This window comes from Enterobacter wuhouensis (assembly GCF_035835995.1).
Taxonomy (GTDB): Bacteria; Pseudomonadota; Gammaproteobacteria; order Enterobacterales; family Enterobacteriaceae; genus Enterobacter; species Enterobacter wuhouensis.
Map to the genome: position 1 here is coordinate 1,725,796 of NZ_CP142124.1, position 20,542 is coordinate 1,746,337.

The 20,542-nt window shown below is 55.2% G+C and carries 19 protein-coding genes; 9 read left to right on the top strand and 10 right to left on the bottom strand.

What is annotated here, in order from left to right; all coding sequences use genetic code 11:
- Positions 1 to 48: 48 nt before the first annotated feature.
- The 5 genes from ssuB to ssuE are packed head-to-tail and all read right to left on the bottom strand — an operon-like array spanning position 49 to position 4,289.
- The gene (gene ssuB / locus VPX56_RS08175) at positions 49 to 819 is read right to left on the bottom strand and encodes an aliphatic sulfonates ABC transporter ATP-binding protein (RefSeq protein WP_263609173.1); all 771 of its coding nucleotides are present in this window, start codon (positions 817 to 819) and stop codon (positions 49 to 51) included.
- A complete protein-coding gene (gene ssuC, locus VPX56_RS08180) occupies positions 816 to 1,607 on the bottom strand; it encodes an aliphatic sulfonate ABC transporter permease SsuC (RefSeq protein WP_326471016.1) in 792 nt (263 codons plus the stop codon). Before ssuC ends, ssuB begins: the two co-directional genes overlap by 4 nt.
- 9 nt (positions 1,608 to 1,616) lie before the next feature.
- Positions 1,617 to 2,762, bottom strand: a complete 1,146-nt coding sequence (gene ssuD / locus VPX56_RS08185) for an FMNH2-dependent alkanesulfonate monooxygenase (protein WP_326471018.1) — start codon at positions 2,760 to 2,762, stop codon at positions 1,617 to 1,619.
- On the bottom strand, positions 2,759 to 3,721 hold the full coding sequence (locus VPX56_RS08190) for a sulfonate ABC transporter substrate-binding protein (protein ID WP_131635537.1): 963 nt from the start codon (positions 3,719 to 3,721) through the stop codon (positions 2,759 to 2,761). Before VPX56_RS08190 ends, ssuD begins: the two co-directional genes overlap by 4 nt.
- On the bottom strand, positions 3,714 to 4,289 hold the full coding sequence (gene ssuE, locus VPX56_RS08195; protein ID WP_131635536.1) for an NADPH-dependent FMN reductase: 576 nt from the start codon (positions 4,287 to 4,289) through the stop codon (positions 3,714 to 3,716). The genes VPX56_RS08190 and ssuE overlap by 8 nt, the downstream gene beginning before the upstream one ends.
- A 249-nt stretch (positions 4,290 to 4,538) precedes the next feature.
- Here ssuE and pyrD point away from each other — a divergent pair, with 249 nt between their 5' ends.
- Both pyrD and zapC read left to right on the top strand, forming a co-directional pair.
- Positions 4,539 to 5,549 (top strand): quinone-dependent dihydroorotate dehydrogenase, encoded by a 1,011-nt coding sequence (pyrD, locus tag VPX56_RS08200; RefSeq protein WP_326471021.1) that lies wholly within the window; start codon positions 4,539 to 4,541, stop codon positions 5,547 to 5,549.
- A 166-nt stretch (positions 5,550 to 5,715) separates the two neighbouring features.
- Positions 5,716 to 6,258, top strand: a complete 543-nt coding sequence (gene zapC / locus VPX56_RS08205; RefSeq protein ID WP_263609177.1) for a cell division protein ZapC — start codon at positions 5,716 to 5,718, stop codon at positions 6,256 to 6,258.
- Here zapC and VPX56_RS08210 read toward each other — a convergent pair.
- On the bottom strand, positions 6,255 to 7,364 hold the full coding sequence (locus VPX56_RS08210) for a YcbX family protein (protein ID WP_326471024.1): 1,110 nt from the start codon (positions 7,362 to 7,364) through the stop codon (positions 6,255 to 6,257). The two genes, zapC and VPX56_RS08210, sit on opposite strands and share 4 nt — an antisense overlap.
- A gap of 99 nt (positions 7,365 to 7,463) precedes the next feature.
- Here VPX56_RS08210 and rlmKL point away from each other — a divergent pair, with 99 nt between their 5' ends.
- The 6 genes from rlmKL to rmf all read left to right on the top strand — a co-directional run bounded on the left by rlmKL (position 7,464) and on the right by rmf (position 15,389).
- Entirely contained in the window at positions 7,464 to 9,572 is a 2,109-nt protein-coding gene (gene rlmKL / locus VPX56_RS08215) for a bifunctional 23S rRNA (guanine(2069)-N(7))-methyltransferase RlmK/23S rRNA (guanine(2445)-N(2))-methyltransferase RlmL (RefSeq protein WP_263609179.1), read from the top strand.
- 12 nt (positions 9,573 to 9,584) lie between these two features.
- The gene (locus tag VPX56_RS08220; RefSeq protein ID WP_326471026.1) at positions 9,585 to 11,492 is read left to right on the top strand and encodes an ABC transporter ATP-binding protein; all 1,908 of its coding nucleotides are present in this window, start codon (positions 9,585 to 9,587) and stop codon (positions 11,490 to 11,492) included.
- Between the two features lie 13 nt (positions 11,493 to 11,505).
- Positions 11,506 to 12,759 (top strand): membrane integrity-associated transporter subunit PqiA, encoded by a 1,254-nt coding sequence (gene pqiA / locus VPX56_RS08225; RefSeq protein ID WP_131635530.1) that lies wholly within the window; start codon positions 11,506 to 11,508, stop codon positions 12,757 to 12,759.
- Positions 12,760 to 12,763: 4 nt separating this feature from the next.
- Entirely contained in the window at positions 12,764 to 14,404 is a 1,641-nt protein-coding gene (gene pqiB / locus VPX56_RS08230; RefSeq protein WP_131635529.1) for an intermembrane transport protein PqiB, read from the top strand.
- Complete coding sequence (gene pqiC, locus VPX56_RS08235; RefSeq protein WP_131635528.1) at positions 14,401 to 14,967, top strand: membrane integrity-associated transporter subunit PqiC; 567 nt, start codon at positions 14,401 to 14,403, stop codon at positions 14,965 to 14,967. Before pqiB ends, pqiC begins: the two co-directional genes overlap by 4 nt.
- A gap of 254 nt (positions 14,968 to 15,221) precedes the next feature.
- A complete protein-coding gene (gene rmf, locus VPX56_RS08240) occupies positions 15,222 to 15,389 on the top strand; it encodes a ribosome modulation factor (protein WP_010429337.1) in 168 nt (55 codons plus the stop codon).
- Between the two features lie 70 nt (positions 15,390 to 15,459).
- On the opposite strand, the gene fabA is transcribed toward rmf, so the two are convergent.
- Together fabA and VPX56_RS08250 are read right to left on the bottom strand one after the other, a co-directional pair.
- A complete protein-coding gene (fabA, locus tag VPX56_RS08245) occupies positions 15,460 to 15,978 on the bottom strand; it encodes a bifunctional 3-hydroxydecanoyl-ACP dehydratase/trans-2-decenoyl-ACP isomerase (protein WP_131635527.1) in 519 nt (172 codons plus the stop codon).
- Positions 15,979 to 16,046: 68 nt separating this feature from the next.
- Complete coding sequence (locus VPX56_RS08250; RefSeq protein WP_326471034.1) at positions 16,047 to 17,807, bottom strand: Lon protease family protein; 1,761 nt, start codon at positions 17,805 to 17,807, stop codon at positions 16,047 to 16,049.
- Between the two features lie 185 nt (positions 17,808 to 17,992).
- Here VPX56_RS08250 and matP point away from each other — a divergent pair, with 185 nt between their 5' ends.
- Entirely contained in the window at positions 17,993 to 18,445 is a 453-nt protein-coding gene (gene matP, locus VPX56_RS08255) for a macrodomain Ter protein MatP (RefSeq protein ID WP_131635525.1), read from the top strand.
- Between the two features lie 64 nt (positions 18,446 to 18,509).
- Here the strand turns inward: matP and ompA are convergent, their stop codons facing one another.
- Together ompA and sulA are read right to left on the bottom strand one after the other, a co-directional pair.
- Positions 18,510 to 19,565, bottom strand: coding sequence for a porin OmpA (gene ompA, locus VPX56_RS08260; protein ID WP_131635524.1), 1,056 nt, complete (start codon positions 19,563 to 19,565; stop codon positions 18,510 to 18,512).
- A gap of 355 nt (positions 19,566 to 19,920) precedes the next feature.
- Positions 19,921 to 20,430, bottom strand: a complete 510-nt coding sequence (gene sulA / locus VPX56_RS08265; protein WP_326471989.1) for an SOS-induced cell division inhibitor SulA — start codon at positions 20,428 to 20,430, stop codon at positions 19,921 to 19,923.
- Positions 20,431 to 20,542 lie beyond the last annotated feature (112 nt).

The window sequence follows — 20,542 nt, forward strand, 5'->3', positions numbered from 1 at the left end:
AAAGCTTAACCCTCCCTCTCCCTGTGGGAGAGGGCCGGGGTGAGGGCATCAGGCATTAGCCGTAATCAACGCGCGCTCGCTCACCCCGCGCTTCATCACCCGATCCAATACCTCCGCTTCCAGTTCCGCCAGCCTTGCCGAGCCTACGCGACGAGGCCGCGGGATATCTACCGTCAGATCCAACCCGATTTTCCCTTCTTCTATGAGCAGCACCCTGTCCGCCATCGCCACCGCTTCGCTGACGTCGTGCGTCACTAAAAGCACGGTAAACCCATGGTCTTGCCAGAGGGACTCAATCAAATCCTGCATCTCGATTCGCGTCAGGGCATCGAGCGCACCGAGCGGTTCATCGAGTAGCAGCAGGCCCGGACGGTGTATCAGCGCCCGCGCCAGCGCCACGCGCTGTTTTTGTCCGCCCGACAGCGCCGCAGGCCACTCCCCGGCACGGTTTTCCAGCCCGACGGCGGCCAGCGCCTGACGTGCGCTATCCCGCCAGCTTCCTTTCAGCCCCAGGCCAACGTTGTCGATAACCGTTTTCCACGGCAGGAGTCGCGCGTCCTGGAACATCATGCGCGTGTCATCCTGAATCTTCGCCAGCGGCGTTGTTCCTGCCAGGATTTCACCGCCGTTAGGCGCCTCAAGCCCGGCCAAAAGACGCAGCAGGGTGCTTTTGCCGCCACCGCTGCGGCCGACTACGGCCACAAACTGCCCGGCGGGAATATGCAGATCCAGCCCGTTCAGAATGGTGTTTTCGCCGTAGCGTTTGGTGACGCCGTTCAGCAGCAGCGGCGTCCCCTGGTTCAGTCGTGCTGTATTCATGCTTTCGCCTCCTGAAGAGTGTAGGCCGGGTTCCAGCGCAGCCAGCTGCGCTCCAGCCACTGGGCGCTAACGTCGGCAAGTTTGCCGAGCAGGGCATAAAGAATAATGGCAACCACCACCACGTCGGTTTGCAGGAATTCCCGGGCGTTCATCGCCAGATAGCCGATGCCCGAGTTGGCCGAGATGGTCTCCGCCACAATCAGCGTTAGCCACATCAGGCCGAGCGCAAAACGCACCCCAACCATGATGGAGGGCAGGGCACCCGGCAGGATCACGTGTATAAAGAGGGAAAAACCCGATAAGCCGTAGCTGCGCGCCATCTCGACCAGACCGCGATCGATATTGCGGATGCCGTGCCAGGTGTTGATATAAATCGGGAACAGCGTGCCCAGCGCCACGAGGAAGATCTTGGCGCTTTCATCAATACCAAACCACAGGATAACCAGCGGGATCAGCGCCAGATGCGGCACGTTGCGCAGCATCTGAATGGAGGTATCCAGCAGCCGCTCGCCCCAGCGGGAAAGCCCGCTGATCAGGCCCAGCACCAGGCCTATGCTGCCGCCGATGGAAAAGCCAATCAGCGCGCGCCACGAGCTGATCGCCAGATGCTGCCACAGCTCACCGCTCACGCTTAGCGACCAGAACGCCTCTACAACGCCCTCAGGAGAGGGCAGAATGCGGCTCGACAGCCAGCCGGTGGACGACGCAAGCTGCCAGACAGCAATAATGCCGACGGGCAAAAACCAGGGGGCGGCGCGCAGCAGCCATTTTTGTGAGGTGGCAGACATGGTGACTCCTTAGCTTTGCGCGGCTTTTCGCGGAATAAATTCGTTAGCTACCGCTTCGCCCTGAGACTGAAGCGGCTGGGGCTGCGGAACGTCCGGGATGGCGACATCCAGATGCGGGAACAGCAGTTCACCCACCTTGTACGCCTCTTCGAGATGCGGATAACCGGAGAGAATAAAGCTGTCGATGCCCAGGTCAGCGTATTCATTAATACGCGCTGCGACGGTAGGGCCATCGCCTACGAGTGCAGTTCCCGCGCCGCCGCGAACGAGGCCGACGCCCGCCCACAGATTCGGGGCGATCTCCAGGTTTTCGCGCTTGCCGTTATGCAGCGACGCCATCCGGTGCTGTCCAACGGAGTCGGTTTTGGCAAACGCGGCCTGCGCTTTAGAAATGGTCTCATCGTCAAGATGGGAGATTAAACGGTCGGCTGCCCGCCAGGCTTCCTCGTTGGTTTCGCGCACAATCACGTGCAGACGAATGCCGAAGCGTACCTTACGGCCGTGCGCGGCGGCTTTGGCGCGCACCTGCTCAATTTTCTCTTTGACAAGCTCCGGCGGCTCGCCCCAGGTGAGATAGAGGTCAACCTGCTCTGCTGCCAGATCTTGCGCCACATCCGATGACCCGCCGAAATAGAGGGGAGGGCGCGGCTGCTGTACCGGCGGGAAGTAGAGCTTCGCGTCGCGAACGTGAATATGTTTGCCTTCAAAGGTGACGGTTTCACCTTCCAGCAGACGCCGCCAGACGCGGGTGAACTCGGCTGAGGCTTCATAGCGCTCGGTGTGATCGAGGAACACGCCGTCGCCCGCCAGCTCCTGCGGATCGCTGCCGGTAACCAGGTTGAACAGCGCGCGTCCGTTTGACAGCCTGTCCAGCGTTGCCGCCTGACGCGCCGCCACGGTGGGGGAGACAACGCTCGGGCGAAGGGCAACCAGGAACTTCAGGCGCTGGGTGACGGGGATCATTGAAGCGGCAACCAGCCAGGCATCTTCACAGGAGCGGCCCGTTGGGATCAGCACTCCGGTAAAGCCGATTCGGTCTGCGGCCTGCGCAATCTGCTGGAGATAGCCGTGGTCAACCGGACGTGAGCCCTCTTCAGTGCCAAGGTAGTGCCCATCACCGTGGGTGGGTAAAAACCAGAATAGATTCAGACTCATGATTTGGCTCCTTCTTTGCCTGCGGGCTGCCAGATGCGGTCGCGAATATCGACCTGCTTTGGCACCAGATGATTTTGATAAAAGAGATCGGCGGTTTGCTGCTGAAGCGCGGCGACGTGCGCATCCACGGGGGTAATGGTGGTCGGCGGACGGTGGTTGAGATAGCTCGCAATCACCGGCTCAGGCAAGCCCATGGTTTTCGCCAGCAGGGCAATACTCTCCTGACGCTGGCTTTGGGTCAGCGCATCGGCCTGGGTAAAGGTATCCAGTACGCCCTGAATAAACGCGCCGTTCTTTTCCGCATAAGGACGTGCGGCCAGGTAGAACGAGCCGGTCTGCTTCAGCGTGGTACCGTCTTTCAGCACGCGAACGCCGCCCTGCAGTAATGCGGCGGAGTAGTACGGATCCCAGATGGCCCAGGCATCAACATTCTTCTGCTGGAATGCGGCGCGCGCGTCGGCAGGCGTCAGGTAAACAGGCTGAATGTCGGTGAACTTGAGCCCGGCTTCTTGCAGGGCACGCAGCAGCAGGTTGTGTGAGCTGGAACCTTTCTGGAAAGCAACTTTATGCCCTTTAAGATCGGCGACGGTTTTGATCTCACTGTTTTCAGGCACCAGAATGACTTCGGCTTTTGGCTTTGCGGGTTCGACGCCCACGTAAACCAGGTCCGCCCCGGCAGCCTGCGCAAAGATAGGCGGTATGTCGCCCGTGCTGCCCAAATCAATACTGCCGACGTTTAATGCCTCCAGCATCTGTGGGCCTGCGGGAAACTCCACCCAGGAGAATTTGGTGTCCGGGTAGCGCTTCTCCAGCAGCTGATGGCTTTTCGCCAGCACCATGCTGACGCTGCCTTTTTGATAGCCGATGCGCAGGCTTTCTGGCGCGGTTTCTGCCGCCTGAGCCAGGGACGAGAGGGCCATCAGCCCGACCAGGCCGATACGGGTTAATGTCTTAAACATGGGCGATTCCTTGCGGTTGACCGTATGCCGGTGCCTGAATGTCTTTGCGGTGCAGCGCCTGCCAGAAGGTTTCCAGCGCGTTATCGAGGCGAGTTTGCAGATTCGGCGTAAAGTGGGGTTTATGCTGGTAGTCGATGACCTGCGAGTCATCAGCAAAGACGCCGTGGAGGATTTCCTGCGCCTTTAACGCATTGAGCACGGGCTTCAGGGCATAATCCACCGCCAGCAGATGGGCTACCGTACCGCCGGTTGCCAGGGGCAGTACAACCTTGCCGTCCAGGGCTCGCTCGGGAAGCAGATCCAGCAGCGTTTTTAGCGCGCCTGAAAAGGAGGCTTTATATATGGGCGTTGCCACAATAAGCCCGTCAGCGTCGTTGAGCTGCTCAATCAGCGCCTTGAGCGCAGGGCTATCAAAACGGGCGTAGAGCAAATCTTCGGGTTCGAAGTTATGCAGATTCCAGTGGCACACCTCGACATCCAGGGCGTTGAGCTTTTCGCGGGCGTATTCCAGCAGCGCGCTGGAACGAGAGGGAAACCGTGGACTTCCGGCCAGAGTAATGACGCGCATGTTTGCTCCTTATAACCAATTGTTTGCTTTTATCTAACATTCATAACAATTTTCAGGAGTGTGACATTGCAGAGTTATTCCACTAAATGATTTATCTGCAATTAAAATGCGAAAAAGTGCATAAGAAATGGGCGGCGAGGTAAACGATTGCGTTTTACGCTGGTTTTTTTGCCACAGGTCAATTCCCTTTCCGGGCAGGATCGCACATAATCCCCTCCCGGTCTGCACACCGGGAATCCAGGAGAGTTCATGTACTACCCCTTCGTTCGTAAAGCCCTTTTCCAGCTCGATCCTGAGCGCGCTCATGAATTTACATTCCAGCAATTACGTCGTATTACAGGCACGCCTCTGGCCGCGCTGGTGCGCCAAAACGTGCCGGAAAAACCCGTCCACTGCATGGGCCTGACGTTTAAGAATCCACTGGGTCTGGCGGCCGGTCTGGATAAAAATGGCGCGTGCATTGATGCCCTGGGCGCGATGGGCTTTGGATCTATTGAAATCGGCACCGTCACGCCGCGCCCGCAGCCGGGAAATGATAAGCCGCGCCTGTTCCGCCTGGTGGAGGCGGAAGGGCTGATCAACCGCATGGGCTTCAACAACCTCGGCGTGGATCATCTGGTTGAGAACGTCAAAAAATCTCATTTTGACGGTGTCTTGGGTATCAATATTGGCAAAAATAAAGACACGCCCGTCGAGCAGGGTAAAGATGACTATCTGATTTGTATGGAAAAAGTCTATGCCTACGCCGGCTATATTGCGGTGAATATTTCTTCACCCAATACCCCGGGTCTGCGCTCTTTGCAATATGGTGATGCGCTGGACGATCTTCTGAGCGCCATTAAAAATAAACAAAATGCGCTGCAGGCGATCCACCATAAATATGTTCCCGTGGCGGTTAAGATCGCGCCGGATCTTTCTTTAGAAGAATTGATCCAGGTCGCCGATAGTTTAGTACGCCATAATATTGATGGCGTCATCGCAACCAATACGACTCTCGATCGCTCCCTGGTTCAGGGAATGAAAAATTGCGATGAAGCGGGTGGCTTAAGCGGACGTCCGGTACAATTAAAAAGCACTGAAATTATTCGTGCCCTGTCTGCCGAATTAAATGATCGCCTGCCGATTATTGGCGTGGGCGGAATCGACTCCGTGATAGCTGCGCGTGAGAAGATGGCGGCTGGCGCCTCGCTGGTGCAAATTTATTCTGGTTTTATTTTCAAAGGCCCGCCGCTCATTAAAGAAATCGTCACGCATATCTAAACTTTTACCTTAATCAGACAACCAGGGCTTTATTTCCGGCCCTGGTTGTTTTATATTCCGTCATTGTTGCTTATTTAGACATTATGGTCTTTTATTAATGTTGATATAAACGAGGCGGCAAACAGGACATTTTTAGAACAGGGTGTTTGGGGGACGGGAGAGACACATGCGAATTAAACCTGACGATAACTGGCGCTGGTATTTTTGCGACGAGCACGATCGAATGATGCTCGATTTAGCCAATGGCATGTTGTTCCGTTCTCGTTTTGCGCGCCGAATGTTGACCCCGGATGCCTTCTCGCCTTCGGGTTTTTGCGTTGAAGACGCTGCCCTTTATTTCTCCTTTGAAGAAAAATGCCGCGACCTGATGCTTTCCAAAGAGCAGCGCGCCGAGCTGGTATTAAATGCGCTGGTGGCGATCCGTTTCCTGAAGCCGCAGATGCCAAAAAGCTGGCACTTTCAGGCACACGGCCTCAGCTGGTCGCCTGTCACGGGTGATGCAGCCAGCGTTAACCTGAGTGATACCGCAGAAGAGGTGAATTTGCTGGTGGTTGAGCCTGGCGAAAATGCGGCGCTCTGTCTGCTGGCGCAGCCCGGCGTGACCATTGCCGGGCGCATGATGCAGCTTGGTGATGCCATTAAGGTCATGAACGACAGGCTGAAACCGCAGCTTCGCGTTGATGCATTCAGCCTGGAGCAGGCCGTTTAAGCTTTCAGCTGCACGGAGGTTTTCGGAACGCAGCTGCAGCACAGGATTGTACCATCCTCGCCAATAGCTGATTTCTTCAGCGCGCTGACTTCGCCTTCGACCAGCGTAATACGACAGCAACCGCAGATACCCGCACGACAGGAATACGGCACGCGGATCCCCGCCTGCTCCAGCTGCTCAAGTAAAACCTGCTGATTGTTCCCTCGGATGAGCTGACCCTGCCAGTGAATGTCCACTGCCGAGCTGACCTCAGTCACAACGTCTACGGACTCTTCTTCCTGACCTGCGCCATAAACGCGCGCGGGCCCGCGGGCGAGTATTTCCACCTCGTCCCCGACGCGGATCGCTCCGCTTGAGCGCGGAATGAGGTTCTGACCGAAATCCACATCCCCATTGTCCTGCGCGGTGCGGAATGACTGCAGGGTTTTCAGAGGTTCGCCAGACGGATGTTTTTGTCCCTTCTCGGGGCTTACCGTGGTGAAAATGCAGCGGCTGCACGGCTTCACGACGTCGAAAATGACGCTGCCAATGCGGATCACTTTCCAGGTATCTTCTTCCCAGGCGTCAACGCCCGTCACGACCAGGTTTGGGCGAAACTGCTCCATCTGGACGCTGGCCTTACAGCGGTTTTGCAGATCGCGCAGCGAGGCTTCGTTGGTAAGCAGAAACGGGAAGCCATCGGCAAAGGAGAGGGGCACGGCGTCATGACGCTTCACGCGACGCGTCAGTTCGGGGCCAACCCAGCGCAGCTGTACGTCGCGGGAGAAGAAACCGCTCAGCCAGCGGTTAATATCCTCCGGGGCGATGCGCGCGGTAAAATGATTGCCCCAGACTTCCGTTGGCGCATCGACAGGCGCAAAATCAGCAAAGCGAATCACCGCGCTGGAACCGTCCGGCGCGGTAAGGTGCAAACCGTCATGAAGCGGGGAAGGGGTGAAGCGCACCATCTGTGGAAACTGACGGGCCGTAATAAACGTACCGTCGGGCTCGGTGACCATAAAGATACGATCGAAGGCAAATCCGCTCATGTCGGCCAGCGCGTGCGAAACGCCAATACCGCGCATTGATTTCACCGGATGGATAAAAAGCCTGGATAAGGTCGCCACTGCACACTCCCACAAATGAAAATAAGCCTTCAACTTTATGACATACACGCCATATTAGCTATAATGCGCGACAATTTTCTAAGAGTTAAAAGTGACGATATGAATTCTCTGTTTGCCAGTACGGCCCGTGGGCTGGAAGAGCTGTTAAAAACTGAACTGGAAGGCCTGGGCGCGCAAGAGTGCCAGGTAGTTCAGGGTGGTGTCCATTTTGAGGGCGACACGCGGCTTATTTACCAGAGCCTGATGTGGAGCCGTCTGGCGTCGCGCATCATGCTGCCGATGAAAGAGTGTAAGGTCTATAGCGATCTTGATCTCTATACCGGCGTACAGATGATCGACTGGACAGAGATCTTCACCCCGAACGCGACCTTTGCCGTGCACTTCAACGGCGTGAACGATGAGATCCGCAACAGCCAGTACGGCGCGCTGCGCGTAAAAGATGCCATCGTGGACTGCTTCACGCGTAAAAATAAGGAACGCCCGAACGTCGATCGCGAAAATCCGGATCTGCGTATTAACGTCTGGCTGAACGGCGACACGGCGAGTATCTCTCTCGATCTGAGCGGTGCGGGCCTGCACCTTCGCGGCTACCGCGATCGTACCGGTATGGCGCCCATTAAAGAAACCCTGGCCGCCGCCATCGTCATGCGCTCAGGCTGGCAGCCGGGCACCCCGCTGCTCGACCCAATGTGCGGTTCCGGTACGCTGCTGATTGAAGCCGCGATGCTGGCAACCGACCGCGCGCCGGGGCTGCACCGCGGCCACTGGGGCTTTAAAGGCTGGGCGCAGCATGATGAAGCGCTCTGGAAAGAAGTCAAAGACGAGGCTCAGACCCGCGCCCGTAAAGGCCTGGCGGAGTACACGTCCCATTTCTACGGTTCGGACAGCGATGCACGCGTGATTGAACGCGCGCGCAGCAACGCCCGTCGCGCAGGTATCGGGGAGCTGGTCACCTTCGAGGTGAAAGACGTAGCGAACCTGACCAATCCGCTGCCAAAAGGCCCGTACGGCACGGTGATCAGCAACCCGCCGTACGGCGAGCGTCTGGACAGCGAGCCTGCGCTGATTGCCCTGCACAGCCTGCTGGGCCGCAATATGAAGGACTACTTCGGCGGCTGGAATCTCTCCCTGTTTAGCGCCTCGCCGGAGCTGCTGAGCTGCCTGCAGCTGCGCGCCGATCGCCAGTTTAAGGCGAAGAACGGCCCGCTGGACTGCGTGCAGAAAAACTACCATCTTGCAGAAAAAGCGGCGGACAGCAAGCCGTCCGGCGTGGCGGAAGATTACGCCAACCGCCTGCGCAAGAACCTGAAGAAATATGAAAAGTGGGCGAAGCAGGAAGGCATTGAGTGTTATCGCCTGTATGACGCCGACCTGCCGGAGTACAACGTAGCGGTTGACCGCTACGCCGACTGGGTTGTGATTCAGGAATATGCCCCACCGAAAACCATCGATGCGCAAAAAGCGCGTCAGCGTATGCTGGATGTGATTGCTGCCACCATCGCCGTGCTCGGCATCACGCCGAACAAGCTGGTGCTGAAAACCCGTGAACGCCAGAAGGGCAAAAACCAGTATCAGAAGATGAATGAGAAGGGCGACTTTATTGAGGTGGGCGAGTACAACGCTCGCCTGTGGGTTAACCTGACCGACTATCTGGATACCGGCCTGTTCCTGGACCACCGTATCGCCCGCCGCATGCTGGGCCAGATGAGTAAGGGTAAAGACTTCCTCAACCTGTTCTCCTACACCGGCAGCGCGAGCGTTCACGCCGGTCTCGGCGGCGCGCGCAGCACCACTACCGTGGATATGTCCCGCACCTACCTGGAGTGGGCAGAGCGCAACCTGCGCCTGAACGGCCTGACCGGTCGCCAGCATCGTCTGATGCAGGCCGACGTGCTGGGCTGGCTGCGCGATACCGACGAGCAGTTCGACCTGATCTTCATCGATCCGCCAACCTTCTCCAACTCCAAGCGCATGGAGGATAGCTTTGACGTTCAACGCGATCACCTGCGCCTGATGACCGACCTGAAGCGCCTGCTGCGTAAAGGCGGCACCATTATGTTCTCGAATAACAAACGCGGCTTCCGCATGGATCACGACGGTCTTGCTGAACTGGGACTGAAAGCACAAGAAATCAGCCAAAAAACGCTGTCTCAGGACTTCGCCCGTAACCGTCAAATCCATAACTGCTGGTTGATTACCGCGGTCTGAAAGGAAAAATAAATGTCATTAATTAGCATGCACGGCGCGTGGCTCTCTTTTAGCGATGCGCCACTTCTCGATGATACTGAACTGCATATTGAAGACAACGAACGCGTCTGTCTGGTAGGCCGTAACGGCGCGGGTAAATCCACGCTGATGAAAATCCTCAACCGCGAGCAGGGTCTGGATGACGGTCGTATCGTTTACGAGCAGGATCTGATCGTCTCCCGCCTGCAGCAGGACCCTCCGCGTAAAGTGGCGGGCACGGTTTACGATTTCGTCGCGGAAGGGATTTCTGAACAGGCTGAATACCTGAAGGGCTATCACGAGATTTCACATCTGGTGATGACCGATCCGAGCGAAAAAAACCTTAATGAAATGGCGCGCCTGCAGGAGCTGCTGGATCACCACGGCCTGTGGCAGCTCGAAAGCCGCATCACCGAAGTGCTGGACCAGCTTGGTCTGGACGCGGATACGGAGCTGGCGTCGCTCTCCGGCGGCTGGCTGCGTAAAGCCGCGCTGGGGCGTGCGCTGGTCAGCGGGCCGAAAGTGCTGCTTCTGGACGAACCGACCAACCACCTGGATATCGAAGCGATTGACTGGCTGGAAGGGTTCCTGAAGACCTTTAACGGCACCATTATCTTCATCTCGCATGACCGTTCGTTTATCCGCAACATGGCGACCCGCATTGTTGACCTCGATCGCGGCAAGCTGGTGACCTATCCCGGCGATTACGATACCTATCTGCTGGAAAAAGAAGAAAACCTGCGCGTGGAAGAGCTGCAAAACGCGGAGTTTGACCGCAAGCTGGCACAGGAAGAGGTCTGGATCCGTCAGGGCATCAAAGCGCGTCGTACCCGTAACGAAGGCCGCGTGCGCGCCCTGAAGGCAATGCGTAACGAACGCAGCGCCCGCCGCGAAGTGATGGGCAGCGCGAAGATGCAGGTTGAAGAGGCGTCCCGCTCGGGCAAAATTGTGTTTGAGATGGAAGACGTGAATTACCAGGTCGACGGCAAAGTGCTGGTGAAAGACTTCTCCGCTCAGGTGCAGCGTGGCGACAAAATTGCCCTGATTGGCCCGAACGGCTGCGGTAAAACCACGCTGCTTAAGCTGATGCTGGGCCAGCTGCAGGCGGACAGTGGCCGCGTTCACTGCGGGACAAAGCTGGAAGTGGCCTACTTCGACCAGCACCGTGCCGAGCTGGACCCGGACAGAACGGTGATGGATAACCTCGCTGAAGGTAAGCAGGAGGTGATGGTTAACGGTAAGCCGCGTCACGTTCTGGGCTACCTGCAGGACTTCCTGTTCCATCCTAAGCGCGCCATGACGCCGGTGCGCGCGCTTTCGGGCGGAGAGCGTAACCGTCTGCTGCTGGCGCGTCTGTTCCTGAAACCAAGTAACCTGTTGATTCTCGATGAACCAACCAACGACCTGGATGTCGAAACGCTGGAGCTGCTGGAAGAGCTGATCGACGGATACCAGGGCACCGTGATGCTGGTGAGCCACGATCGTCAGTTTGTTGATAACACCGTGACCGAATGCTGGATTTTCGAAGGTGAAGGCAGGATTGATCAATATGTCGGCGGCTATCACGATGCGCGAGGCCAGCAATCGCAGTCTTTGGCGCAAAAACAGGCTAAATCCAAAATTGCACCGGAACCTGTTGCCGCAAAAGCAGAAACTGTCAAAAAAACGCCTGCTAAAATGAGCTATAACCTGCAGCGCGAACTGGAAGGGCTGCCTCAGCGTCTGGAAGAACTGGAGGCGGCGCTTGAAGCGCTGCAGGTTCAGGTCGCTGATGCCTCATTCTTTACGCAGTCGCACGACTATACTCAGAAAATATTGGCTGAACTGTCCGCGGCTGAAAAAGCCCTGGAAGAAGCATTTGAGCGCTGGGAGTACCTTGAGTCTCTGAAAAACGGCGCATAAACAGGGATAACATATGTGTGACCAGCACCATGCCGACAGGCATATATTATGCTCGCAATGCGATATGCTCGTGGCGTTGCCAGAGCTTGGTCACGGACATAAGGCAACCTGTCCGCGCTGCGGCGCAACGTTGACAACCGAGTGGGATGCGCCAAGGCAACGTCCCACCGCTTATGCGCTGGCAGCCCTCTTCATGCTGCTGCTCTCCAATCTCTTCCCCTTCATCTATATGAAGGTGGGAGGGATGACCAGCCAGGTGGATTTGCTTGAGATCCCGGGCGTAATGTTCTCCGAAGATTACGCCAGCCTTGGCACCTTTTTCCTTCTGTTCGTACAAATTGTTCCGGCGTTGTGCCTGGTGGTGATCCTGCTGCTGGTCAACCGTGTCCGGATGCCCACCTCCCTCAAAATTAAACTCGCGCGCGTTCTGTTCCAGCTTAAAAGCTGGGGAATGGCCGAAATATTTCTGGCGGGTATACTGGTCAGCTTCGTCAAGCTGATGGCCTACGGCGACGTGGGGATAGGCAGCAGCTTTATTCCCTGGTGCCTCTACTGCGTACTCCAGCTGCGCGCCTTCCAGTGCGTTGACCGGCGCTGGGCATGGGACGATATCGCGCCTGCGCCCACGCTGAATCAAAGGGTGAAGGTGGGTGTTACGGGGATCAGACAGGGTTTACGTTCCTGCTCCTGCTGCACCGCCGTGCTGCCTGCGGATCTGGACGTGTGCCCGCGTTGCGAAACCAAAGGATATGTACGGCGTAAAAATAGCCTGCAGTGGACCATGGCGCTGCTGGTGACGTCGATCATGCTTTACCTTCCCGCCAACATCCTGCCAATTATGATCACCGATTTGCTCGGCGACAAAATGCCCTCGACAATCCTTGCCGGGGTGGTTTTGCTGTGGGGGGAAGGGTCGTATCCGGTGGCGGGCGTCATTTTTATCGCCAGTATTATGGTGCCGACGTTAAAGATGATTGCGATTGCCTGGCTCTGTTGGGATGCCAAGGGGCATGGCAAACGCGACAGCGAACGCATGCACCTGATTTATGAGGTTGTTGAGTTTGTTGGTCGCTGGTCAATGATTGACGTGTTTGTGATTGCGGTTCTCTCTGCGCTGGTGCGCATGGGAGGGCTGATGAGTATTTATCCCGCAATGGGAGCGCTAATGTTTGCGTTGGTCGTCATTATGACCATGTTTGCGGCCATGACCTTCGACCCTCGTTTATCGTGGGATCGTGAGCCCGAGTCAAGCCATGAGGAAGAGTAAGAGCATGGAAAATAAGAGTGGAGAGGCGAAAGTTCAGAAGGTCAGGAACTGGTCGCCGGTGTGGATTTTCCCCATTGTGACGGCGCTGATCGGTGCATGGATCCTGTTTTACCATTACAGCCATCAGGGACCGGAAGTCACGCTGATCACCACCAACGCTGAGGGTATTGAAGGCGGCAAAACCACCATCAAAAGCCGTAGCGTGGATGTGGGTGTAGTGGAAAGCGCAACCCTGACCGACGATCTGACGCATGTAGAAATCAAGGCGCGTCTGAATGCCGGGATGGAAAAGCTCCTTCACGGTGACTCCGTATTCTGGGTGGTGAAACCGCAGGTTGGCCGCGAAGGGATCAGTGGCTTAGGCACCCTGCTGTCCGGTGCCTACATTGAGCTTCAGCCGGGTACGAAAGGCGTTCAGCCGGGACAATATCAGCTCCTTGATTCTCCACCGCTTGCGCCGCCTGATGCAAAAGGTATCCGCGTTATTCTCGACAGTAAAAAGGCGGGCCAGCTTTCACCTGGCGATCCTGTGCTGTTCCGTGGCTATCGCGTGGGGTCGGTGGAAACCAGTACGTTCGATCCGCAAAAGCGTACCATCAGCTACCAGCTCTTTATTAACGCACCAAACGATCGTCTGGTGACCAGCAACGTACGTTTCTGGAAAGACAGTGGGATCGCCGTGGATCTGACTTCTGCGGGCATGCGTGTGGAAATGGGCTCCCTGACCACCCTGTTTGGCGGCGGTGTTAGTTTCGACGTGCCTGAAGGGCAGGATTTGGGTCAGCCGGTGGCTGAGAAATCGGCGTTCCGACTTTTTGACGATCAAAAAAGCATTCAGGACGCGCTCTATACCGATCACATCGACTATCTGATGTTCTTCAAAGATTCCGTCCGTGGCCTGCAGCCGGGCGCACCGGTTGAATTCCGCGGCATCCGTCTCGGTACCGTAGGGCAGGTCCCTTACTTCGTGCCTGGCCTTAAGCAGATGCTGGATGACGACTACCGTATTCCGGTGCTGATCCGCATTGAGCCAGAACGTTTGATCAATCAGATTGGCAAAGATCAGGATATCGGCGAACATATTTCCGATCTGATGAATCGTGGTTTGCGCGGCTCGCTGAAAACCGGCAACCTGGTGACAGGCGCGCTGTATGTGGATATGGACTTCTATCCAAAAGCGCCGGCTATTACCGGTATCCGTGAATTTGGTGGCTACCAGATTATTCCAACGGTCAGCAGCGGTCTGGCGCAGATCCAGCAGCGTCTGATGGAAACGCTGGATAAGATTAACAACCTGCCGCTGAATCCAATGATTGAATCCGCGACCCGTTCGCTGAGCGAAAGCCAGGCGACAATGCGCCGTCTGCAAACCACGCTGGATAATGTCAATAAGATCACCGCAAGCCAGTCCATGCAGCAGCTGCCGCAGGATATGCAGAAAACATTGCGTGAACTCAACCGCAGCATGCAGGGCTTCCAGCCTGGCTCGGCGGCGTATAACAAGATGGTGGCAGATATGCAGCGCCTGGATCAGGTCCTGCGTGAGCTGCAGCCGGTACTGAAAACGCTAAACGAGAAGAGCAACGCGCTGGTGTTTGAAGCGAAAGATAAAAAGGATCCTGAGCCGAAGAGGGCGAAACAATGAAAAAATGGCTAGCGATTGTCGGAGCGATGGTATTAACGGCCTGTAGCTCGGGCAGTGAAAACAAAAGCTACTACCAGCTGCCGTTGACCGTGCAGGCCGGTACGCAAACCAGCGCGTCGCAGGGTAACCGCCTGTTATGGGTTGAGCAGGTTTCAGTGCCCGATTACCTCGCTGGAAACGGCGTGGTGTATCAAACCAGCGACGTTCAGTACGTAATTGCCAACAACAACCTGTGGGCCAGCCCGCTGGATCAGCAGCTGCGCAATACGCTGGTGGCTAACCTGAGCAGCCAGCTTCCGGGCTGGGTCGTCGCTTCACAACCGCTGGGGAGCGATCAGGACACGCTTAACGTCACCGTGACAGGCTTCCATGGCCGCTACGACGGCGTGGTCGTGGTCAGCGGCGAGTGGCTGCTTAATCATCAGGGACAGCTCATTAAGCGTCCTTTCCATCTTGAAATGAAGCAGCAGAAAGATGGTTACGATGAAATGGTGAAAGTTCTGGCACAAGGCTGGGCGCAAGAGTCGACCAGCATCGCCAGGGAGATTTCCCGTCTTCCATAAGTAAAATTCATGGTAAAAAGCCGCCTTCAGCGACTCGCTGATTGCGGCTTTTTTTTCGTTTTGAGTTCAGGCTGTTACTTGTGCCACGTCACACTTTTTGTACAAATGAACTTTTGGCTAGCTCACAAATATGACACCCGTATGAATTTTGAACGTTGACGCTGAGACAGATTCGGGGTATTCGTTATCTGTGCTTGCACACTTTGCAATCACTGTTTTCTTTCCACCAGACAAAAGAATGAGGGAAACGAGGCATGAAGAGACAGAAACGAGATCGCCTGGAAAGGGCTCATCAACGTGGTTATCAGGCTGGCATCGCCGGACGTTCGAAAGAAATGTGTCCCTATCAGACTCTGAATCAGAGGTCGCAATGGTTAGGGGGCTGGCGAGAAGCCATCGGAGACAGGGCAGTACTTGCTTGATAGCGTCTCTTTAAAAAGAAACCTCCGCACTGCGGAGGTTTCGCCTTTCTGACGCCGCTTAAAGCAGAGGTTAGAAAGCAGAGGTATCCTGGAACAGGCCCACTTTCAGATCGTTAGCGGTATAGATCAGACGACCGTCAACCAGCACTTCTCCATCCGCCAGGCCCATAATCAGACGACGGTTAACGATGCGCTTGAAGTGGATACGGTAGGTGACTTTCTTCGCGGTAGGCAGAACCTGACCGGTAAATTTGACCTCGCCTACGCCCAGCGCACGGCCTTTGCCTTCGCCACCCAGCCAGCCGAGATAGAAACCAACCAGCTGCCACATGGCATCCAGGCCCAGACAGCCAGGCATTACCGGATCGCCAATAAAGTGGCAACCGAAGAACCACAGGTCCGGGTTGATATCGAGTTCCGCTTCTACGTAGCCCTTATCAAAGTTGCCGCCGGTTTCGGTCATTTTTACGACACGGTCCATCATCAGCATGCTAGGGGCCGGTAACTGCGGGCCGTTTGCGCCAAACAGTTCACCGCGACCAGAGGCAAGAAGGTCTTCTTTTGTATAGGATTCGCGTTTATCTACCATGTTCTCAGTAAGCCTTATTTTATTGAAGGACGCAGGATAGCTAACACGTGTACGCTGAACAAGTCCGATCAGTTCGGACTAAACCAACTCAGCCAGCGCAACGGCCATGGATAACGATGACGAGCATCCTGCTGTGTCGCCTGAGCAATACGTTCCTGGATAGTCTGCATCAGGGTCGTTTGCCCCTCACCGTCCCACACAAGGTTTGTCAGTAAGGGTAGTGCATCCTCAATACCTTCGATGGCCCAGATGAAGAATTGTTCCTGTTCGACGGCATCCAGGAGCGACTGGCTGAGGCTTAAATGACGTACGTTGGGGGCCGGGATGATCACACCCTGTTTGCCGTTCAATCCACGCTGCTGGCAGATAGAGAAGAATCCTTCGATTTTCTCGTTCAGACCCCCAACGGGCTGAGCACGACCAAACTGATCAACCGAGCCGGTGATTGCGATGTTTTGGTTGACGGGCACTTCTGCCAGGGCGCTAATGAGGGCGCACAGCTCGGCCATAGAGGCGCTATCGCCATCCACTTCGCTGTAGGACTGCTCAAACGTCAGCGAGGCGGAGAAGGGGATCTGTTGCTCAAGCTGGAGTTCGGACATCAGAAATGCCTGCATGATCATCATGCCCTTGGCGTGAATATTGCCGCCAAGCTCGGCTTTGCGTTCAATGTCAGTAAATTCGCCGTCACCAATGTGCACAACGCAGCTGATTCGGGATGGCTCTCCGAACGCGCGCGGGTGGCCAGGGAATTCAATCACCGACAGGGCGTTGATTTGACCAATGCGTTCGCCTTCAGTCTCGACCAGGATTTGTTCCAGCAGAATTTCATCCTGCATGCGGTCGGCAAGATAGCCTTCGCGCCACTCTCGCTGGGCCAGCATCTGAACGAGTTGTTCACCGGTGAAGCTACCGTTACCGCTGACCACGCCGACTTCACGCAGCTGTTTACCGATCCAGAGAGGGCAGAGCGGCAGAGTCTCCTGGTCGCCGGTGTAGCGTACCGCCTCACGGATTAAACCAGGCCAGGCATCTGCAGCAGGGGTAGGAAGGGCAAACCGTTCAGCGACGGCCATCACCCACTGACACCACTGTGCCATGTCATCAGCGTCGGCAATCTGAATGTTGTCTTCATACTCGCTATAGACCGCCTGTTCTGCCAGCTCCGGCTCCATTTCCTGGAAATCAGCCAGTGATTCGCGATCGCCCGTCAGCACGACGGTAAGCGACAGCGGCATAGACGGGACAGAAACCGGCAGAGGGCGTGACTCATCATAGCCAACCCAGTCAAAACGTTGCTGACTCACAATCGTTTTCAGGCGCATCCACAGCAGCGGCTGGGAAAGAAGGGTTCGCAGGGAAATGATCAGCACGCCGCCATTCGCGCGATGCACTAAGCCCGGCGTCAGGGACAGCTCGCCGTTAAACTGGCGAAGACAGCCAAAGAGTTGTTCTGCCTCTGTCCAGCTAGCGGTAACCACTTCGCCAGCAGCAGCAAAACGCCCATCGGCCTTCTGCGCAGGTTCAAAAGTGACATCATGTCCGGAAATACGATACTGGCCGCCATAAACGGTATCCGCCTGTGGCTGTAGCTGGCGCACGGCATCACCCAGAAGCGTCAAATACTCGGCTTCTTCCGGGGCTTTGAGCAGCATGAAGGGGGATGTTGCCCACGGGCTTAACACCTGCTCCAGCGCGTAATGCAGACGCGGTTGTGTATCGCTAAGTATAAATTCGTGTTCTTTTGTGAGGTCTGGCTGTGTAAACAGCTCCTGATAGCTCTCGGTATCCGGAACCAGGTCACGCCATGCAAGTTTCGTAATGGTCAAAGTTGATGTTTTTTAGTCAGATGTAAAACCGTGGAGTATACCGTAAGCCGGGGTCTCTTCCCAACAGGATTGGGGAATTTGGCGAGGGAATCCTCTGCGATGTTTCACAGGATATGATTTCTTTTCAGCAGATTGCCAAAAAACTGATATTCTGAACAGAGTTACGAGGTAACACTGAGATCGCAATGAAATATCAACAACTGGAAAATCTCGAAAGCGGCTGGAAATGGAAGTACCTGGTCAAAAAGCACCGTGAAGGGGAGCTGATCACCTGCTACATCGAAGCCAGCGCAGCGCAAGACGCCGTGGATATTTTGCTGACGCTCGAAAATGAACCGGTACAGGTTAATAGCTGGATAGAGAAACACATTAATCCGGCACTGCTTAACCGGATGAAGCAAACTATCCGCGCGCGCAGGAAACGGCATTTTAATGCCGAGCATCAGCATACCCGCAAAAAGTCTATCGATCTGGAGTTTATTGTCTGGCAACGCCTTGCCGGTCTGGCGCAACGGCGTGGAAAAACACTGTCGGAAACGGTCGTACAGCTGATAGAAGATGCCGAACATAAAGAGAAATATGCCAGCCAGATGTCGACGTTGAAGAATGACCTTCAGGCTTTGCTGGGTAAAAAATAAGCTTTTACGCTTTTTCAGACAATAAAAAACCCCGCGTAGCGGGGTTTTTTTATAAGACGATAACTTATGCCGCTGGCTGAGTTACAACGTCTTTGATGCCTTTAACTTCGATCTCTACGCGACGATCTGGAGCCAGGCAGTCGATCAGTGCAGCGCGAGCTTTCACGTTGTCACAGGTGTTGCCAGTAACTGGGTTAGATTCGCCCATACCGCGTGGGGAGATCTTGTTAGCTGGGATACCTTTAGATACCAGGTAATCAACAACGGACTGAGCACGTTTCTCAGACAGTTTCTGGTTGTAAGCGTCAGAACCGATACGGTCGGTGAAGCCCAGAACCACTACAGAACCATCTTTAGGATCCAGGTTGCTCAGCTGGGTGTACAGCTGATCCAGTGCCTGCTGACCTTCTGGTTTCAGGGTAGCTTTGTTGAAGTTGAACAGAACGTCAGACTTCAGAGTGAAGTGCTTGGTCTGTACTTCTGGAGCTGGAGCCGGCGCTGGAGCAACGATTGGCGCTGCATCTTCCTGCTGGCCGAAGCGGTAGGAAACACCTACGCTCAGCATGCCGTTGTCTGGACGAACACCAACGGTGTTGCCGTCGCCGATGTTGTTAACCCACTGGTATTCCAGACGGGTAGCGATGTCACGGGTCATAGCCCACTCAACGCCACCAGCGAATACTGGGGAAACACCGGTGTCGTGGTTGTCGCCAGCAACATTGTTGCTAGAGTCTGCACGCCATACCATGCCGCCCAGACGGGTGTACACGTCCAGATCGTCAGTTACTGGGTAACCCAGTTTAGCGGTCAGCTGAACACCCTGAGCTTTGAAAGCGCCATTGGTGTTGTTGCCTTTGTATGGCATACGACCTAACCAGTCGTAACCCATTTCAAAGCCAACATACGGGTTAACCTGATAGCCACCGAACGCACCTGCACCAAGCTGGCTCTCATGAGTAGGGCCATCGTTGTTCAGTTCGCTGTTGTACCAGCCGGTGTCATGGAACTGAGACCAGCCCAGTTTACCACCTGCATACCAGGTATTATCTTTCGGAGCGGCCTGCGCTACGGTAGCGAAGCCAGCCAGTGCCACTGCAATCGCGATAGCTGTCTTTTTCATTTTTTGCGCCTCGTTATCATCCAAAATTTGCCATGAAGATCTCTTTCGAGAAATCACGGTTAAATCCTTCACCGGGGGGCGTGGTCAAATATAAATCTACCGATATCTTCGGCTTAGGCCGAGCACCCCTGGCGATGTAAAGTCTACAACGTAGCTGAAAACTTACAAGTGTGAACTCCGTCAGGCATATGAAAAAAAAAGTTCCGTATACCTATTATTTAACATTTTTCGAACAGAATTTGTGCAGTAAAATTAAGAGGAACCGCACCAGACAAGCCTTTCCGCAGTTTTGGCGACGGGAACTAATTCCACTTCCTGTGGTCAAAAAAAATTCCAGGAAAACTCTTAAATTTGCTCAATGATACAAATTTGAGTGAATTTTTAGGCCAGAACGTTGTCCTTTGCGATATGAATCTGGGTGAACCGGACGCATGATGAACCCGATCGCATGTCCTTCTTCCGCTGCTTCAGTCAGACGAAAATGTTCCTCTTCCGTTAACTCCTCAGACAACCATCCAATCACGACGCTGTAATTTCCGGTGCGCAAGGCGCGGATCATTGATTCAACCGTATCGCACGGCGAGAGTTGGTTAATTTGCATAACTTTTGTTAGCGGCAGGCCCGCAGACTGAACCCATTCCCGGCTCAATTTTTGCTGCGGCGTCAGCCAAAGCTGCCAGCGTGACTGCTGGCCAAGCTGTTGTAATAACGGCAGTAACAGAAGTTGGGTTAACAAAGGCTGGTCTTCACGATAAACCACTTCACTGATAAGACCTGTCGAGAGGCGCCCGACGGATTTCTGCGCAACACCGTCAGCGGTAGTAGAGAAAGATGTTGAGCGATTTGCATAGCCTGAAGTGTACATATTCATTCCAGCCCTGTAGTTACTGTATGAATATACAGTAACCCCTGTATGCCCAAAGATCAACTTCATTTTCGGAAAGCGACTCGCAAAATTCGTTCATTATTGGCTTCCC

Bases quoted from the DNA above. Each gene is read 5' to 3' on its own strand.
- VPX56_RS08190 (WP_131635537.1), bottom strand. From the start codon at position 3,721: ATGTTTAAGACATTAACCCGTATCGGCCTGGTCGGGCTGATGGCCCTC.
- matP (WP_131635525.1), top strand. From the start codon at position 17,993: ATGAAATATCAACAACTGGAAAATCTCGAAAGCGGCTGGAAATGGAAG.
- ompA (WP_131635524.1), bottom strand. From the start codon at position 19,565: ATGAAAAAGACAGCTATCGCGATTGCAGTGGCACTGGCTGGCTTCGCT.
- ssuE (WP_131635536.1), bottom strand. From the start codon at position 4,289: ATGCGCGTCATTACTCTGGCCGGAAGTCCACGGTTTCCCTCTCGTTCC.
- pqiA (WP_131635530.1), top strand. From the start codon at position 11,506: ATGTGTGACCAGCACCATGCCGACAGGCATATATTATGCTCGCAATGC.
- VPX56_RS08220 (WP_326471026.1), top strand. From the start codon at position 9,585: ATGTCATTAATTAGCATGCACGGCGCGTGGCTCTCTTTTAGCGATGCG.
- ssuB (WP_263609173.1), bottom strand. From the start codon at position 819: ATGAATACAGCACGACTGAACCAGGGGACGCCGCTGCTGCTGAACGGC.
- ssuD (WP_326471018.1), bottom strand. From the start codon at position 2,762: ATGAGTCTGAATCTATTCTGGTTTTTACCCACCCACGGTGATGGGCAC.
- pqiB (WP_131635529.1), top strand. From the start codon at position 12,764: ATGGAAAATAAGAGTGGAGAGGCGAAAGTTCAGAAGGTCAGGAACTGG.
- zapC (WP_263609177.1), top strand. From the start codon at position 5,716: ATGCGAATTAAACCTGACGATAACTGGCGCTGGTATTTTTGCGACGAG.
- sulA (WP_326471989.1), bottom strand. From the start codon at position 20,430: ATGTACACTTCAGGCTATGCAAATCGCTCAACATCTTTCTCTACTACC.
- fabA (WP_131635527.1), bottom strand. From the start codon at position 15,978: ATGGTAGATAAACGCGAATCCTATACAAAAGAAGACCTTCTTGCCTCT.
- ssuC (WP_326471016.1), bottom strand. From the start codon at position 1,607: ATGTCTGCCACCTCACAAAAATGGCTGCTGCGCGCCGCCCCCTGGTTT.
- rlmKL (WP_263609179.1), top strand. From the start codon at position 7,464: ATGAATTCTCTGTTTGCCAGTACGGCCCGTGGGCTGGAAGAGCTGTTA.
- pqiC (WP_131635528.1), top strand. From the start codon at position 14,401: ATGAAAAAATGGCTAGCGATTGTCGGAGCGATGGTATTAACGGCCTGT.
- pyrD (WP_326471021.1), top strand. From the start codon at position 4,539: ATGTACTACCCCTTCGTTCGTAAAGCCCTTTTCCAGCTCGATCCTGAG.
- rmf (WP_010429337.1), top strand. From the start codon at position 15,222: ATGAAGAGACAGAAACGAGATCGCCTGGAAAGGGCTCATCAACGTGGT.